The following is a 15,019-nucleotide window of genomic DNA, read 5'->3' on the forward strand; positions in this document are numbered from 1 at the left end:
TACTGAAAATGAATAAAGGCATGACGTCGTCTCCCTGAAAACATTGTGATGACGTTTGTGCATGCCTCGTGCCAATGAAACTAAGTCAATGAAAATCAATGACTTAGGATTATCGCTAACTTGGTTGTGCGACAGTGCCGCGACACACAGACGTCGCGTGCGCGACAGTCGGCGCAACGTTGCTGTCGTGCCCAGTTCTGCATGGGTACGGGCATTCCCGAATTGTTGTGAACGAAAACGGTGCCATATTCAAACTCTCGAAATGGCGTCAGGATGTTTTAAGCATCAACTAAAACGCTAATGAATGGTCTGGCTGTAACTGAGGGATTGATGCGATGAATATGTCTTCTCATGCGAATGGGGTCCTGAAGCGACTTGGCCGGCCCGCTGCTGTCGAAGGGGTACATCCGTTTTCCAACACCGTTCGCGCTTCGTGGGAGCGATGCGTCGCTAGCTATGGACTTCAGCCGGACGACGTGCCCGAGGCGCATATCCTAGGCGGCGATGAATATAAAGATGTGCTGGGGCCACTAAGCGATCTCCTCTGTGTTGCCAAACCAGAAGTGGATCGGCTCTTCGCGCGGCTTGCCTCACACGACTACCTCGTTTCGCTCGCACAGCGCGATGGCGTGATGGTCGCGCTTAGGTGTCCGGACTCACTGTTAAGTCGCGTGACCAATCATCATCTGATCTTGGGCAGTGTCTGGGACGAGGCACACCAGGGCACAAATGGAATAGGAACTTGCGTTAAGGAAAAACAGGCGCTTTCGGTCGTGATGAATGACCATTTCGGAAGTCATTTGGCACCCTTGTCCTGCAGCGTGTCTCCAATTCTCGGACAGGATGGGCGTTTACTCGGCGCATTAAACGCGACGAGCTTGCAGCCCTCGAGTCGCGCCACGCAAGACCTGATTCTCGGAATGGTCAAGCGGTCGGCCCGACGGATTGAGAACCTGCTTTTTGCCCAGGCAAACCGCGAGCACCTGATTCTTCGCTTTTCCCAATATGACGATTTCTCCGATTACGCATCGGAACTGTGGCTCGCCGTTGACGGTGACCTCGTGATCGCATCCAGTTCGGATCTCGGGAGACCGTTGCCGATCGCCCTTCGCATATTTACCGGACTTAGCGTCGGGGAGCTGGTTGCGCGATGCTCCAAAGACATCCGCAATGAGGGCATCGCGAGGATCGACCGTGAAGGCGCGCGCGGCTTCGTCAAGCTGATTATGAATGGTGCACCGGAACGCAGGTCAGGTTTGAGCCGCAGGCCGCCGAGCACAGGAGCAGCAACAATCAGTGAGGATGTCTTTGCCAGGAGCAATGCGCAGGAAGGTTCAATCGACTCCCTCTTCGGTGACACGCCGGGACTGAAAGAACAGACACGCGTGGCAGAAAAGCTGTTGAAGAGAAACCTTCCGATCTTAATCCAGGGTGAAACCGGATCCGGCAAGACGGCCCTCGCCAACGCCCTGCATCACGCGGTCACCAGCGGCCGTGGAAATTTTGTAGTAATTAATTGCGCATCCATTTCGCGTGATTTGATTGAAAGTGAGCTTTTCGGGTACCGCGCCGGTGCCTTTACAGGTGCTGCTCCGAACGGTTTCAAAGGTCGCTTGCTGGAGGCAGACGGAGGAACCCTATTCCTGGACGAAATCGGGGATATGCCCATCTCGCTCCAGTCGCGGCTGCTGCAGGTCCTGTCCGAAGGGAAGTTCGTTCCAGTGGGTTCAACCAAGCCGGTCAGCGTCACGTTCAGACTGATCTCCGCGACGCTCCACGACGTTTCCGAGCTTGTTGCCGGAGGGAAGTTTCGAGAGGACCTCTATTTCCGGCTAGCGGGAAATGTCGTGACGATACCTCCATTGCGCAAGCGTGCGGACAGGCAGTATCTGATTCAGTCTGTATTTCGTCAGGAATTCGCGAAAGCTGGCCTGGATGCCGGGTTAAGCGATACGGCACTTACGCTGCTGACGGCTTATGACTGGCCGGGCAACATCCGTGAGCTTGCTCATACGGCCCGGTACGCGGCTGCGCTATGTGAGGATGAAGCCGTATCGGCTGAGCATCTGCCACGACACATAGCAGACCTGAGGGTAGGCGTGGGCAGTAGCCTCAAGGAAAGCGCGGATCGCAATGTCTTGCTGCGCGCTCTTGATGCTGACGGCTGGAATGTCTCGACCGCAGCTCAGAAGCTCGGCATTTCCCGGTCCACCTTGCACCGCAAGATGGCAGCTATGGGAATCAATCGAGCCCACGACCACGCGAACGAAAAAGAGCTTTGACCTGTTGGCATGGACTGGTGCCAACAGCAAGCTGTCGACGGTTGATGCTGCGCACTCCTCAGCTAAGCAATTAAGTACCTCGTTCGCCGTAGCGGGCCGTTCCTTGTTGTACGCGCAACGCTGCCCGGGCATGTAGCACCACTGCTAATCCTCGACTGATCTCCCAGCTCTCCTCGCCAGCACGCCGAACAGGCCCACTGGGGCGCTTCAAGTGAGCGACCTATGAACCACCGTTTTTCGCGACGCGACCTTCCCAGACTGATTGCTAATTTTTCAGGTTGACGGGGCAATTCAGCCAGCGCCTCGCCGTGCACATCGCGTACCGTGCGTAAGTGTCGCGCCTGCAACGCCCGACTGTCGCAGGAGTGTCGCAATCCCATTCAGCCAAAGGTATATGTTGTTGATTTAAAACAATAATAATACTTGGCATATTCGCTGCACCTACTCCTTCAAAGCGCAGTCATCTCAGAGGCCGTCAAAGAGCCGAGCCTACGAGACGAAGGATGACGAGGCGCGCAATTCAGATAATGCGAACGAGATTCTGGCGTTGCTCGGGCAATTAAGCGCGAGCGGGACGAACCGGACGAAATAGGAGATGAGTCACTATGGACTGTCAAATGTACGGTTGGATGGCCAGCTTTGCGCACGCGCAAGCGTTGTTAATGGAAGTCGATTCAAATCGTCTGAATCGAGGACGCCATGGAAGGTAACGCGCCTGACCGTAACATAACCCTCGTCCAGGCAACTGGTGTCGCGAAATCGTTCGACGGTGTACCGGCACTCCGGAATGGTCAGTTCCTCCTTAGAGCGGGGAGCGTGCACGCACTTTGCGGCGGTAACGGCGCAGGTAAGTCGACGTTCTTGAGCATTCTCATGGGCATCCTAAAGCGCGATGCGGGCACCATTGCAGTCGCTGGAAGGGAAGTCGATTTTAGCGGCCCCCTGGATGCTATAGAGAGTGGGATCGCCATCATCACGCAGGAGCTTTCGCCCGTCCCTTATCTGAGTGTCGCAGAGAACATATATCTGGGAAGGGAGCCGCGCACGGCCAAAGTTATTGTTGACACCAAGAAAATGCGCTCGGATGCAGAAGCACTGCTCGAGCGCCTCGGTTTCGATATTGATCCAGCGGCCACGATTGCGTCCCTTAGCCTTGCTCAGATCCAGCTGGTCGAAATCGCGAAAGCTTTCAGCTTTGACGCGCAAATCATCATCATGGATGAACCGACCTCGGCTATCGGCGAGCGCGAAACACATGTCTTGTTTGATGCTATCCGCCGCCTGACAAGGCAGGGTGTCGGTTTTATCTATGTGAGCCATCGCCTCGAAGAAATATTCGACATTGCCGACACATACACGGTATTTCGGGACGGCGAATTCGTCGAAACGGGCGACATCAAAAGCATTGATCGCGCGCACCTCGTAAGACAAATCGTTGGTCGCGAAGTCGCTGAGCCTCGGCAGTCGTCGCGCACGAATATTGGTGAGACGGTGCTTGAAATCAAGGATCTCAGCTGGACAGGCAAATTTGAAGATGTGTCCTTGCGGGTGGCCGCTGGCGAAATTTTGGGCATCTATGGGCTGATGGGTTCGGGCCGCACAGAGTTTGTAAGCTCGGTCTTCGGTATATCACCGCGCGATTCAGGCTCGGTCCAGTTCGCAGGTGCCGAGATTCCAGCCGGGCGGCCGGACAAGGCACTTCACGCGGGAATATCGATGGTTACGGAAGACCGCAAGCAGAGCGGTCTTGTACTCAACTCATCCATCCGGCACAACATCTCATTGACCGCCCTCAGAAAATTGTCATGGCGCGGCATAGTGAATGGACGGAAAGAGCGCGACCACGCGAACGACATGATTCGTCGGCTCTTCATCAAGACATCCTCTGACAGCCTCGCCGTTTCGACCATGAGCGGCGGAAATCAGCAAAAAGTCGTAATCGCGCGCTGCCTCTCGACCAAGCCGAAACTATTAATCTGCGACGAGCCTACCAGAGGAATTGACGAAGGTGCAAAGCAGGAAATCTACGCACTTCTAGATAGTTTCGTACGAGATGGAGGTGCGGTCCTGATGGTTTCGTCAGAGGCACCTGAAGTTTTGCAGTTGAGCGATCGCATCGCAATCTTCAAAAAAGGTCGGCTCAGCCAGATGCTTCCGACGGCGGGCGCAAATCAGGAGATGCTGCTGCACGCTTCATCCTGAGCGGTCGTTTAAATTTATCCAATATCAGAGACAGTTATGAGACAAGATATCCACGCTAGTAAGCAAATGTTCGGATTGCAGATGATTGGGAATATAGGATGGATTAGACGACAGATGGGAATTTACGGCATCGTTGTCGCATTTCTTGTCCTTTGTCTATTTCTGAGTTTTGCAAATGAGTTCTTCCTGACTTGGGGGAACTGGACAAACATCATTCGGCAGACCGCAATCAACGGAATTCTGGCGATCGGTGTCACTTTCGTCATTCTCACAAGCGGAATCGATCTCTCGGTTGGAGCGGTGATGGCGCTTGCTGGGGCGGTAGGGGCAAGCTTTGCGACCGCTACGAATCCGCATTCGATTGTACTTGCCATCGCCGCTGGCGGCGCTGTCGGCATTGTGCTTGGAGGGCTGAATGGGCTGGCGGTGGCTCGACTGTCATTGCCCCCTTTCGTTGTCACCCTTGGAATGCTGAGCGTCGCGCGCGGTATCACCTACATCTTCACCGATGGCCGTCCTATCCCCGATCTCACCGACAGTTTCCTATTCCTTGGTAGCGGCAGCATCCTTGGTGTACCTGTTCCAATTCTCATGCTGCTACTGGTGTTTGGGACCTGCTGGTTCGTTTTAAGGCACACCGTATTTGGTCGACACGTTTATGCAGTTGGCGGAAGCGAGAAAAGTGCGACTACAAGTGGAGTGAAAGTAAAACGTGTCGTCGCGCTGGCGTACGTTATCTCCGGTTTCATGGCGGCTCTTGCCGGCCTCGTTCTGACAGCACGCACCACGGCGGCGTTGCCACAAGCAGGGATCGCTTATGAGCTGGATGCAATTGCAGCTGTAGTTATTGGCGGGACAAGTCTGTCTGGAGGAAGAGGTTCATTGGTAGGCACGCTGTTTGGATCGCTGATCATCGGGACGATTAACAATGGTCTGGATTTGATGGGCGTTTCTTCCTACTACCAGCAGGTTGTGAAAGGACTGATTATTGTCGGAGCGGTCATGCTTGATGCCTCACGACGTAGATAAGCGATTGCGTTGAGTATTCCAAAACACATCAAAAACACAGGTTAAGGAGACGGATCATGAAACTGACGTATAAGACCATATTTGCTTCACTCCTCGCCGCGAGCGCAATCAATGTTGCGCATGCAGAAAAGGTTTATCGGATCGCCGTCATGCCATTTGGCTTGCCCGAGTATATGTCTCAGTGGAGCAAGGAGATGCAGCAACACCCATTGGTGAAAGACGGTACCGTGAAACTGACTGTGCTTGACGGGAAGTTTGACGCCATGGTCCAAAGCAATCAGATGGACACCGTCATTACTCAAAAGTACGACGCCGTCATCTTTGCGCCAATCGACTATCAGGCCGCTGCCGCGCCAATTGCACGAGCAACAGCCGCCAAGATCCCTGTGATTGGCTCGGTGACGCGTGCAGGCTCGGACAAGCTCTTCGCTTACATTGGAACCAATGACGTGCAAGGCGGAAAGCTGGAAGCGCAGCACTTGGTGGACAGGCTCGGTGGAAAGGGCAATATCGTAATTCTCGAGGGTCCCATCGGTAATTCTCCGCAATTGCTACGACGCCAGGGTATTGACGAGGTCCTCAAGGCGAATCCGGGGATCAAGGTGTTGGCGTCTAAAACTGCCAATTGGTCCCGTGCCGAGGGTCTGACGGTGATGGAGAACTGGCTATCGCTCTACGGTGACAAGATTAACGGCGTAGTCTCCGAGAACGATGAAATGGCGTTGGGTGCGATTGAAGCGATGCGGTCAAAGGGCATGGACCTCAAGAAGGTTCAGGTCGTTTCTATCGACGGTATCCCCGACGGGCAACGGGCAGTCAAGCAAGGCACGCTCTTTACACTTTATAAAGACGCTCACTTCGAAGGACAAGGCGCCCTGGATCTGGCTATTCGGGCCGTAGTCGGACCTTCTTATCAGCCACGCTCTAACATCTGGTCAAAGGGACTCGACTGGAAAAATGCGAGCGCAAAACAGTACGACGTGCCCTGGGTCCCCCTGACCCAGAGCAACATTGACCAGTACCTCAAATGATGTAACGCGCGCGCATCTGTGCGCCAGTGTTCGATGAAATTTCAAAAAAGAGAGGGTTTGCCGTGCTTTCTGAAAAAGTGATATTGGTAACGGGCGGAGCGAAGGGGATGGGCGAGGCGCACGCAAAACTGCTCGCGGCTAAAGGGTCAATCGTAGTTGTTGCTGACGTCGACCCAAAGGGAGAAGATGTCGCACAGGACATTGTACGAAGCGGGGGGCGTGCTGTGTTTCATTCCCTTGACGTGGTCAAGGAGGCACAATGGGTGTCAGTTGTGGCAAAGGTCACGCAGGCGTACGGTCGGATTGATGGCCTCGTGAACAACGCTGGGGTGCTGATTCGTAAGCCGGCCGAGGAACTCGGCGAGGATGACTGGGATACAGTATTTGATATTAACGTTAAAGGGACTTTTCTTGGCTGCAAGGCGGTGCTGCCTGGTATGCTAAAGGCAAAAAACGCCTCCATAGTGAACATCTCGTCGATATCCGGGTTGGTTGCCAATATGCAAGGAATGAGTGCGTACTGTGCAACTAAAGGCGCTGTGCGTTTGTTCAGTAAAGCGCTTGCCGTTGACTATGCCAAGTATCACATTCGCGTCAATTCTCTTCATCCCGGAACGATCAGGACTCCAATGACAGCCGCATACGAGGCGGATCCCGAAAAGCTCAAAATGCTGCTCGGCACAACAATCCTCGCCCGCTTAGGCGAGGCTTCAGAGGTGTCGGAAGCCTTGGCATTTCTGTTGTCTGACGCGGCCTCATTTATCACCGGATCGGAGATGACGGTGGATGGTGGATTCACCGCAGTCTGACTTCTCCATCGCACTTGAGCGAATTTTTTTGAAGGGTGGCACCGCTGTCGTTGAGGCGAGTGCGTTTTAAAGCGGGTCCTGCGCGAAGAATCACCAAGCGGTTCGTTCGCTGACGTCTTCACTCAATCCAGCAGATTGAAAGGAGGCGGTAGAGTCGCAGTCCTAATTTTTGTTATATCGAGATTGCAGTGAGCCAAGATATCCTGATTATCGGTGGAGGCATTGTCGGAGTCGCGACCGGCTTGGAGCTGATAAAAAAACATCCAGACCTGTCCATAACGATTCTTGAAAAAGAGCTATCAATTGGCAGCCATCAGACCGGACATAACAGCGGCGTTGTGCACGCTGGCGTCTATTATCAGCCGGGAAGTCTCAAAGCCCAGTTCTGTCGCGAAGGCGTCGACGCAACGAAGGCGTTTTGCCAGGAAAATGACATCCCGCTTGAACAATGCGGCAAGTTGCTCGTTGCGACGAATCAAGAAGAGGTCGCGCGAATGGTGGCGCTCTTCCGGCGTGGCATCGAAAACGGGCTCGATCTCGAGCGTCTTGATGCTAAAGAATTGAGGCGGCGCGAGCCCCACATTGTTGGCGAAGGTGCAATCTTTGTGCGTACCACAGGTATCGTCGACTACGCCAGGGTGGCTGCGGCGATGGCCTCGCAGTTCGAGCGCTTGGGCGGAAAAATCCAGCTTTCAACCCAGGTGACGGATGTCTACGAGGACCGCAATAGCGTTACTGTAGTGACGACAAAGGGCGATTTCATTGCGCAGCACGCAGTCATGTGTGGCGGGCTAATGGCCGATCGACTCGCACGTCTTTGCGGTATCGGAGACGACTTCCGGGTTGTGCCGTTCCGCGGGCAGTACTACAGGCTGGCAGATCGGCACAATCATGTTGTCAAGCACCTGATCTACCCAATTCCTGACCCTTCACTTCCATTTTTAGGCGTTCACCTGACCCGCATGATTGGCGGCTTTGTCACAGTTGGACCAAACGCGATTCTGAGTCTTGGACGGGAAACGTATGGGACAGCCATGCCGAACCCCCGTGATCTGCTGGACACCCTTAGCTACGGAGGTTTCTGGAAGGTCGCTCGCAGTAACTTGCGTTCAGGCATTACGGAGTATTGGGCTTCGCTTAGCCGTAAGCGATATCTCCGCCTTTGTCAGAAGTATTGCCCAGAGCTTGCCGTCGACGACCTGTTGCCGCATCCGCCAGGAATTCGGGCTCAGGTTGTGTTGCGCGATGGGACACTCCTGCATGATTTCCTCATTCGCCAAACGGCCAGAACGATCCATGTGTGTAACGCTCCGTCGCCGGCTGCGACGGCCAGTATTCCAATTGCTCGCCACATTGTAAAACTTGCTGCACAAGCGTTCTCGCTTCGCAGCATCGAGCAGGTGTGCTAGGAGTTGTAAAATTTTACATCTTTCTTTTTTTGAGCGAGCCTAGCTCGCCCTCATGCTGAAGCCGGATGCAGCAACTCCAGCGCGCAATCTCGTCGTCGCGTTCGAGTATTGATTTGAACGGTTCCCATCGGAACCGTATCGCAGCCGGGAGCCGCAAGCGCCTCGGCATCACTTCTGGGGGAAATGCGGCAACCTTCTGTACGTACCGGACGCCCACGACCTCGTTCGCCAGCAACACACTTTCGAGCAAATACTCGGCCCCTGTATAGAAGGAATTCCGAAGGGCTACTCGGTCGAAGGCGTCGTCGATTCGCTCCCCTTACATGATCTCGTGTGGGCGGTCATCGGAAGCCGAGAATCCACCTGCATCCCTTTCCCATTCATCAGATGCGAAATTTCGATGAGATAGACCCCTGCGACAAACATCAACAATCCCTCTTCGTTCCGCGTGCGAACGAACTTCATCGGCTTCGCGACTTTGATCGCTTTGAATGTCTGGGCTGTTATATGGGAGATACAAGAATCAATCGTATCCCGGCTAGTTGCGCATCACGCCACCGGCGCCGATCGTTGCGCGTCCTTGTTTATTCGCCGGGCCGTGTCGAACTTGCCGCATGGCGAGAAGCAGGCGTCACCAATGATCTGCGGTCGGCTTGCCCGGCGCATTCGGAGCCGCTGTGACAATTGCGAAGGAAGGCGTTTGCGATGGTAACTGTTGTGCATCATTTCGTACCCCCACGACGTTAGTTGCTTAGCGCTGCCCATTCCGCTACATGGTGCAGAAGGCTTTAGACCGAACAGGCTGGAGTCGTGGGGGGATGCAGATGTTTTACTTGTATTCGACGAGGACTTCCCGGTAGGGCGCAGAGCCGACGTTTCGTGCGCGATGAGTTGCCGGCACACGAGCTCCTTTGCCGATTTCTGACAGAATCTCGAGGTAGCCGTTATCCAGCTTCAACGAGTAGATGGCGCCTGTGGGAACGTCGAAGATTCCCAGGTCATTTCCGCCTTCGTCGAAAATCTGCAGCGGCGCTCCATTGATGGCGTACCACATGTAGGGGCGCTCATGGGTGTGCATCTCGGTATAGTCGCCCGGCTCAAGCGTGAAATTCCAGACGATTACCTTGTCGTTTTCAAACACTTTCTCTGTGCCGACTCCTGCCATGATTGTCTCCATATATAGATGGCGAATTTTGATGATCTGACTTAGATACTTGTTGTCATGAAGGACTGACTCTTCTTGACGGCTACCCGACTTGGGCGACAGTCGGAGTGGGCACCATCAACGCCACAGTCGCCGCACATGACCGCTATGCCCGTGACCTAAGTATCCACCGAAGGCACGTCGATCACTTAGCCGTATATCTCGAGTTTAGTCACTTAGGAGTCGGATTTATCATTCCGGATGGTCGTTTTCGTCGGCAATGGCAAGCAACCGTCAGTTGTTCGTTCAGGCGTACGCCGGCAACAGTCCGACAAAGCGCATGAGCGGATGGCCTATTCGCTCGCAAACGCCTTGATTGGCGGGAGTGCGCACTGTACTACTGTGTAGACGCGGGAGATGGTGGACGTTCGGATCGGGGTTCAGACTCATTGCGTCCCACTCAGACTTATAAACGGGTGGGCGGCGCATTCAAGGCGCCCCTACGCGCCCAATGCCTCCACTTTTTAAAGTCGCTTGTACCGCTAGCTTCGTCGTCAGAGCCGGGTCTATGTCGATCGGCTGAGCCTTACTTCGGACAATCTCAGATGAAGTATCGCCTTCATCCCGTGTGCGATAGGGCAGTGTGCCAAAGGTGTCGCAATCGCAACTGTTACAAGCTCCTGACCCAGAGCAGAGGCGGCACTCGCCAATTGGCATAGATCGTGCGCAGTTCATTTGCGTTCGTTAACTATTAAATAAGAAGACACGAGGAGCGAAAGCTATTGCGACGGCGGCTTGCTGCACACAGAAATTCGAAAAAAGGGAATGCGGAGTTAGGTTCTGAGTGAGCGTAGCCGCGAGGCTGGTGGGATCAAGTTCGGCGGGAGGAGGGGTATCTTTGCAACCAGACTTAACATTCCGCATGACCCCTCGTTGTTCCTCCAAGGAATCGCCGCCAGCAATCACGGCGCGGGTCACCGACAAGTGCCTTCGCAGCCGTTGTCGATGAAGCTGAGTGCCCGCCCAGCGGTGCTGGTCTTCGCGAAGTATTGCGCTAGGAGGTTGCAGGCAACATGACGAATCATTGTTCCCGCACCGTCGAACAAACGATTCTCTTCTTGCCGACGCTTCGGGCGGTTTGAGCAATGAAAATTCCGACCCGGATGCTTGCACGCAACTATTGCTTCAAATGCTGCGACAAACCGCAGCATGGGCCGCAGAGCGGTCATGCAGTGCCGTGATGACCTATCAGGGCGACTGTGAGACGGGGCGCCCGCGGACGAGGGTCAGGCGACACCGGATCGACAAATTGTGTGAAAGTCGCGTCCAAGATGAAGTCGTTTCGTGTAGTTTCTCTTTTAGGAAACAATTCCGCCTGCCTCATGCGGCTGTCGCGGCAATGCCAGGAGCTAACCCGAATTCCCTGGCAAATGCGTCGACGAGATATTCTCCAATCGGCAGAGCGGAGGTCGCTGCGGGGGACGGGGCGTTGCAAACATGAAGACTGCGCTTCGATGGCTGAATAAGGAAGTCGTGAATCAGCGAACCATCGCCCGACACCGCCTGTGCGCGAACACCTGCTGGGTATGGTTCAAGGTCGGAAAGCTGCAACTCAGGGCAATACTTTTGGCAGAGCTGAAGGTATCCCTTCTTCCAGAGCGAGTTGCGCACTGTGGATAGTCCGGACGGGCCATACGTTTTGAGCATTTTCCAGAATCCGCCGAAGGATGCCATCTCCACCAAGTCACTGAGATTGACGTTACCCCACCGATAGCCTTCCCGTGCCATCGCGAGAACCGCATTTGGCCCAACGGTCACGTACCCGCCGATCATCCGCGTGAGATGGACACCGAGAAACGGAAGCGATGGGTCTGGCACGGGATAAATAAGATGCCGAACAATGGAACTCTTTGAGTGCGGCAACCGGAAATACTCGCCACGGAACGGCCGATGCGAAAACCGATGTCTAGCTGGCACATACGTGCCAGCTTGTCTGCCATCAAACCTGCACAGACAATGGAGTGCTTTGAGCGAAGCTTTCCGCGTTCCGTCGTGACCGTGACGCCGTCGTTGTCTTCACTCATCCGGATGACCCGTTGTCCCAGCATGATGGATGCGCCATTCTGCTGCGCTATGCGTGCCATGGTCCGCGTTATGGCTGGATAATCCGCAATTCCGCTAGCTTCAACGCGAATAGCGGCTTTGCCATTAATCCGTGGTTCTTCGCTGGTCAACTCGTGCTGATCCAGCCATTCGGGTTGCAGTTGATTTTTCGTACACCGCTCGAATAGATCTTTCAGGCGTCTGACCTCAAGATCGTCGGTTGCGACGATAAGTTTGCCGCATTGCTCATAGCGAATGTTATGGCGACGGGCGAACTCATACGTTGCGGCGGCACCACGGAGACAGAAGTCGGCTTTGAGAGTGCCGGGAGCGTAATACACTCCGGCGTGTATCACGCCGCTGTTGTGCCCTGACTGATGCGCTGCCAGCGAATCTTCTTTCTCCAGCACAACGACCTTCATCCCAGGGTATCGGTCGGTAAGTTGCATCGCCGTGGACACTCCAATAATTCCACCGCCAATGACTAGAACATCCGCGTCCGCGTCGCGAAGAGAGAGCACGGTACTCATCTTGAGAAAGTACCGCGTTGACGCATCAGTTCGCGATGCAGTCCAGGATGCCTCTTGAAAGGAGCGCGACCGTGCAACCAGAAATAGTTGTTTGCGACGACCAGTTCGCCAGCCGGTAATGTAATTTCCTTCGTTGCGGGCGATCTTTCCATCGAATCGGACATCGCATGCAGAAAACGCGCTTCAGTGATGTTGCGCGGGTGAGCGAATTGGTCGATGAACGACATCGCGAGCCCGAACTCCGAGTGGAAGAAGAGCGGTCGCTCGACTGGTACAGAGACATTCTTCGAGCCAGGCGCCTTGTACACAATCGGCAGTGCACCCATCGGATCAAGTGCAAAATCGTCGCGTTCCTTCCAGTCGTCAAGGTGCATCAGGCGAGACTCGCCTCCTATAGCGTTCTTTTCCTCGAACTTCATCATCAGCAGCCAGTGCGTCTCTTCCTCAACGTAGGTGCCGTCCGTATGCAGGGTGAAAAGCCGATAGGCCTGACGGAGATACGAATCACTAGCGTCGGTATCCTTCACGAAAAAACGGGCATAGTAGGTGCCAGACATCGCGTCGTGGTTGCTCGTTCCCAGCAGGTGAGCGACGGCAGTGCCGAACTTGACGTAGTCATCGCTGTCGGAGGTGACGCGCTGCACTCCAACCGTGAACCCGCCGCTCAAGCGGTCGCGCGCGATCTGAGAGACAGTCACGCCGAAAGAGCTCCCGAGCGCGCGGTCCAGTTCATAGGCGAGGACGTGGCGCATGAAAGGTACGTACTGGAGGTTCTGAACGTCTATGTGCTTCACCGTTTCGAAGAAGCGGGCGAGCGCATCCTCGCTGAGTTCGATTTTTCGCAACCGGTGGTGCTGGGGATGCGATGCGATTGAAAACGTCTGCTGGGCAAGGTCCAGTTCGGCGGGTGCGTTCATGTTCGATTTCCATGTGGTGATTTGTATCAACATTTCACGGCAATTCCGAGTTCGGATAAACTGGACGAACCGAATTTTTTAATCTGAAAAGTCGATTAAATGGACAGTCGCCACCTGAGAGTGTTTGTCTCGCTTGCGCAGGATCTGCATTTTGCAAGGACCGCAGACCGGTTGAACATCGCCCAATCCGTGTTAAGCGAACAAATAAAAAAGCTTGAGTCTCACCTCGGTGTGAGACTTCTTAACCGCAATAAGCGCACGGCAGTGACTTTGACTGACGCGGGCAAGATTTTTCTCACCGAGGCTAGACTGGCATTGCGCCAATTGGAGCACGCCGAAGCTGTAGGCAGACTGGCTGCTAACGGCGACGTAGGCAACATCTCGTTGGGCTATGTCGGCTCAGCGGTTTCAACGGGCGTCCTTCCGGCTGTGCTTAAGGCCTTCCACAGCAAGAATCCGCAGGTCGAAATGCATATAGCGGCGATGGAAACTCCGCGGCAACTCGAACGTCTGCGTGATGGTCGACTGGATGTCGGACTACTGCGGTCCCGTTCGCGATATCCGGAAGGAGTCGTAGCGAAAGTCGTCATGCGTGAACAGCTTGTAGTTGCTGTCGCGACCAACCACTTGCTCGCCAAAGCTTCGATCGTCCGTGCGCATGACCTGGCTGACGAAGCGTTCATCGTTCCGCAGTTCAGTGAGAGTGAGGGCCTAGCTGAAAATCTGTCAAGCCTAGGACGTTGCGGAGGGTTTGACGCAGTGCCACGGCACCGTGTTGCCGATTTCCTCACGGCACTCTGCATGACGGCTGCTGGCTACGGAGTGGTTTTGGTCCCGCAGTCAATGAGGTCGCTGGCACCCGATGACGTTGCGTTCCGTTCTATAGCAGGTTACGACGAGCAAGTCGAACTCGCGCTTGCTTACCGACAGCGCGAGAGCGCCCCCTCTGTTCGACGATTCGTCGAGTCTGCTCTTTCGCAGGTTGGCGAGAGAGAATTGACAGGGCGTGAATAACTGGCCGCGGAGTTCTGTTCTCTAACGCGCTTCATTTCGACGCAAGAAGTTGCCTGCAAAATGCGAGGGAGGCGACGAGGCCGGTGCTGCTTGAATACACGTAGACGTTCGCGGCAGTAGAAAATGACGTGCATTGAAGCCTTCGGTGCAAATTGCTGCATGCTTGAGAGCAACTTTCCTGTAGACAAGGGCTCATATTCGTTCGGCAATGGCCGGAACGCTTTCAAGCGTTTGACGTCTGAAGCCAGTGGTGGTGAGAGAGCTGCATTTTCCGGAACACAGTGTCGAGGGTCTATGGGCTGACATGACCGTCGTAAAACACTTAAGCACAGCGCGAGCCACTCTTTCACGTGACGCGTTAGCCACCGTGAGGACTCGCCTTGTCGCGCGGGTGGATTGCTGACGGTGGCGGCATCGAGCAGCCGGACGGCAGCTTCCTGCATCAGCGAACTCCCGACCCGAAGCAGCCATTTAGAACCTTCATCAAAAATGTCCGTTTTCGGCCGAAATCTAGGCAGGAAACGTTTCCCGATTGTCCAGAGCGCTGAC

General features: G+C 54.7%; 11 protein-coding genes and 1 pseudogene. 8 read left to right on the top strand and 4 right to left on the bottom strand.

Features of this window, described 5'->3' with window-relative positions:
- Nucleotides 1-335: 335 nt before the first annotated feature.
- The 6 genes from ACSQ8V_RS19665 (at nucleotide 336) to lhgO (ending at nucleotide 8,762) form a co-directional block, all read left to right on the top strand.
- Entirely contained in the window at nucleotides 336-2,282 is a 1,947-nt protein-coding gene (locus ACSQ8V_RS19665; RefSeq protein ID WP_436206843.1) for a sigma-54-dependent Fis family transcriptional regulator, read from the top strand.
- 699 nt (nucleotides 2,283-2,981) lie between these two features.
- Entirely contained in the window at nucleotides 2,982-4,484 is a 1,503-nt protein-coding gene (locus ACSQ8V_RS19670) for a sugar ABC transporter ATP-binding protein (RefSeq protein WP_436206844.1), read from the top strand.
- A 66-nt stretch (nucleotides 4,485-4,550) separates the two neighbouring features.
- The gene (locus ACSQ8V_RS19675; protein WP_436207962.1) at nucleotides 4,551-5,513 is read left to right on the top strand and encodes an ABC transporter permease; all 963 of its coding nucleotides are present in this window, start codon (nucleotides 4,551-4,553) and stop codon (nucleotides 5,511-5,513) included.
- Nucleotides 5,514-5,569: 56 nt separating this feature from the next.
- Nucleotides 5,570-6,544: a substrate-binding domain-containing protein gene (locus ACSQ8V_RS19680; protein ID WP_436206845.1), complete on the top strand. Its 975-nt coding sequence runs from the start codon at nucleotides 5,570-5,572 to the stop codon at nucleotides 6,542-6,544.
- Nucleotides 6,545-6,570: 26 nt separating this feature from the next.
- Nucleotides 6,571-7,353: an SDR family NAD(P)-dependent oxidoreductase gene (locus ACSQ8V_RS19685; protein ID WP_436206846.1), complete on the top strand. Its 783-nt coding sequence runs from the start codon at nucleotides 6,571-6,573 to the stop codon at nucleotides 7,351-7,353.
- Nucleotides 7,354-7,541: 188 nt separating this feature from the next.
- Complete coding sequence (gene lhgO / locus ACSQ8V_RS19690; RefSeq protein ID WP_436206847.1) at nucleotides 7,542-8,762, top strand: L-2-hydroxyglutarate oxidase; 1,221 nt, start codon at nucleotides 7,542-7,544, stop codon at nucleotides 8,760-8,762.
- Nucleotides 8,763-9,591: 829 nt separating this feature from the next.
- Here the strand turns inward: lhgO and ACSQ8V_RS19695 are convergent.
- The 4 genes from ACSQ8V_RS19695 to glaH form a co-directional block, all read right to left on the bottom strand.
- Nucleotides 9,592-9,927 carry a hypothetical protein gene (locus tag ACSQ8V_RS19695; RefSeq protein ID WP_436206848.1) on the bottom strand — a complete coding sequence of 112 codons (336 nt, stop codon included), beginning with the start codon at nucleotides 9,925-9,927 and terminating at the stop codon, nucleotides 9,592-9,594.
- A gap of 1,359 nt (nucleotides 9,928-11,286) precedes the next feature.
- Complete coding sequence (locus ACSQ8V_RS19700; RefSeq protein ID WP_436206849.1) at nucleotides 11,287-11,829, bottom strand: hypothetical protein; 543 nt, start codon at nucleotides 11,827-11,829, stop codon at nucleotides 11,287-11,289.
- Nucleotides 11,736-12,458 carry an FAD-dependent oxidoreductase gene (locus tag ACSQ8V_RS19705; RefSeq protein ID WP_436207963.1) on the bottom strand — a complete coding sequence of 241 codons (723 nt, stop codon included), beginning with the start codon at nucleotides 12,456-12,458 and terminating at the stop codon, nucleotides 11,736-11,738. The genes ACSQ8V_RS19700 and ACSQ8V_RS19705 overlap by 94 nt, the downstream gene beginning before the upstream one ends.
- Before the next feature lie 77 nt (nucleotides 12,459-12,535).
- On the bottom strand, nucleotides 12,536-13,456 hold the full coding sequence (glaH, locus tag ACSQ8V_RS19710) for a glutarate dioxygenase GlaH (RefSeq protein WP_436206850.1): 921 nt from the start codon (nucleotides 13,454-13,456) through the stop codon (nucleotides 12,536-12,538).
- A 99-nt stretch (nucleotides 13,457-13,555) separates the two neighbouring features.
- On the opposite strand from glaH, the gene ACSQ8V_RS19715 reads away from it, so the two are divergent.
- Both ACSQ8V_RS19715 and ACSQ8V_RS19720 read left to right on the top strand, forming a co-directional pair.
- The gene (locus tag ACSQ8V_RS19715; RefSeq protein WP_436206851.1) at nucleotides 13,556-14,470 is read left to right on the top strand and encodes a LysR substrate-binding domain-containing protein; all 915 of its coding nucleotides are present in this window, start codon (nucleotides 13,556-13,558) and stop codon (nucleotides 14,468-14,470) included.
- Between the two features lie 123 nt (nucleotides 14,471-14,593).
- A pseudogene (locus ACSQ8V_RS19720) lies at nucleotides 14,594-14,778 on the top strand (amidohydrolase family protein); the annotation flags it as partial.
- Nucleotides 14,779-15,019: the final 241 nt, after the last annotated feature.

Source organism: Caballeronia sp. LjRoot31, assembly GCF_964253885.1.
Lineage (GTDB): Bacteria > Pseudomonadota > Gammaproteobacteria > Burkholderiales > Burkholderiaceae > Caballeronia.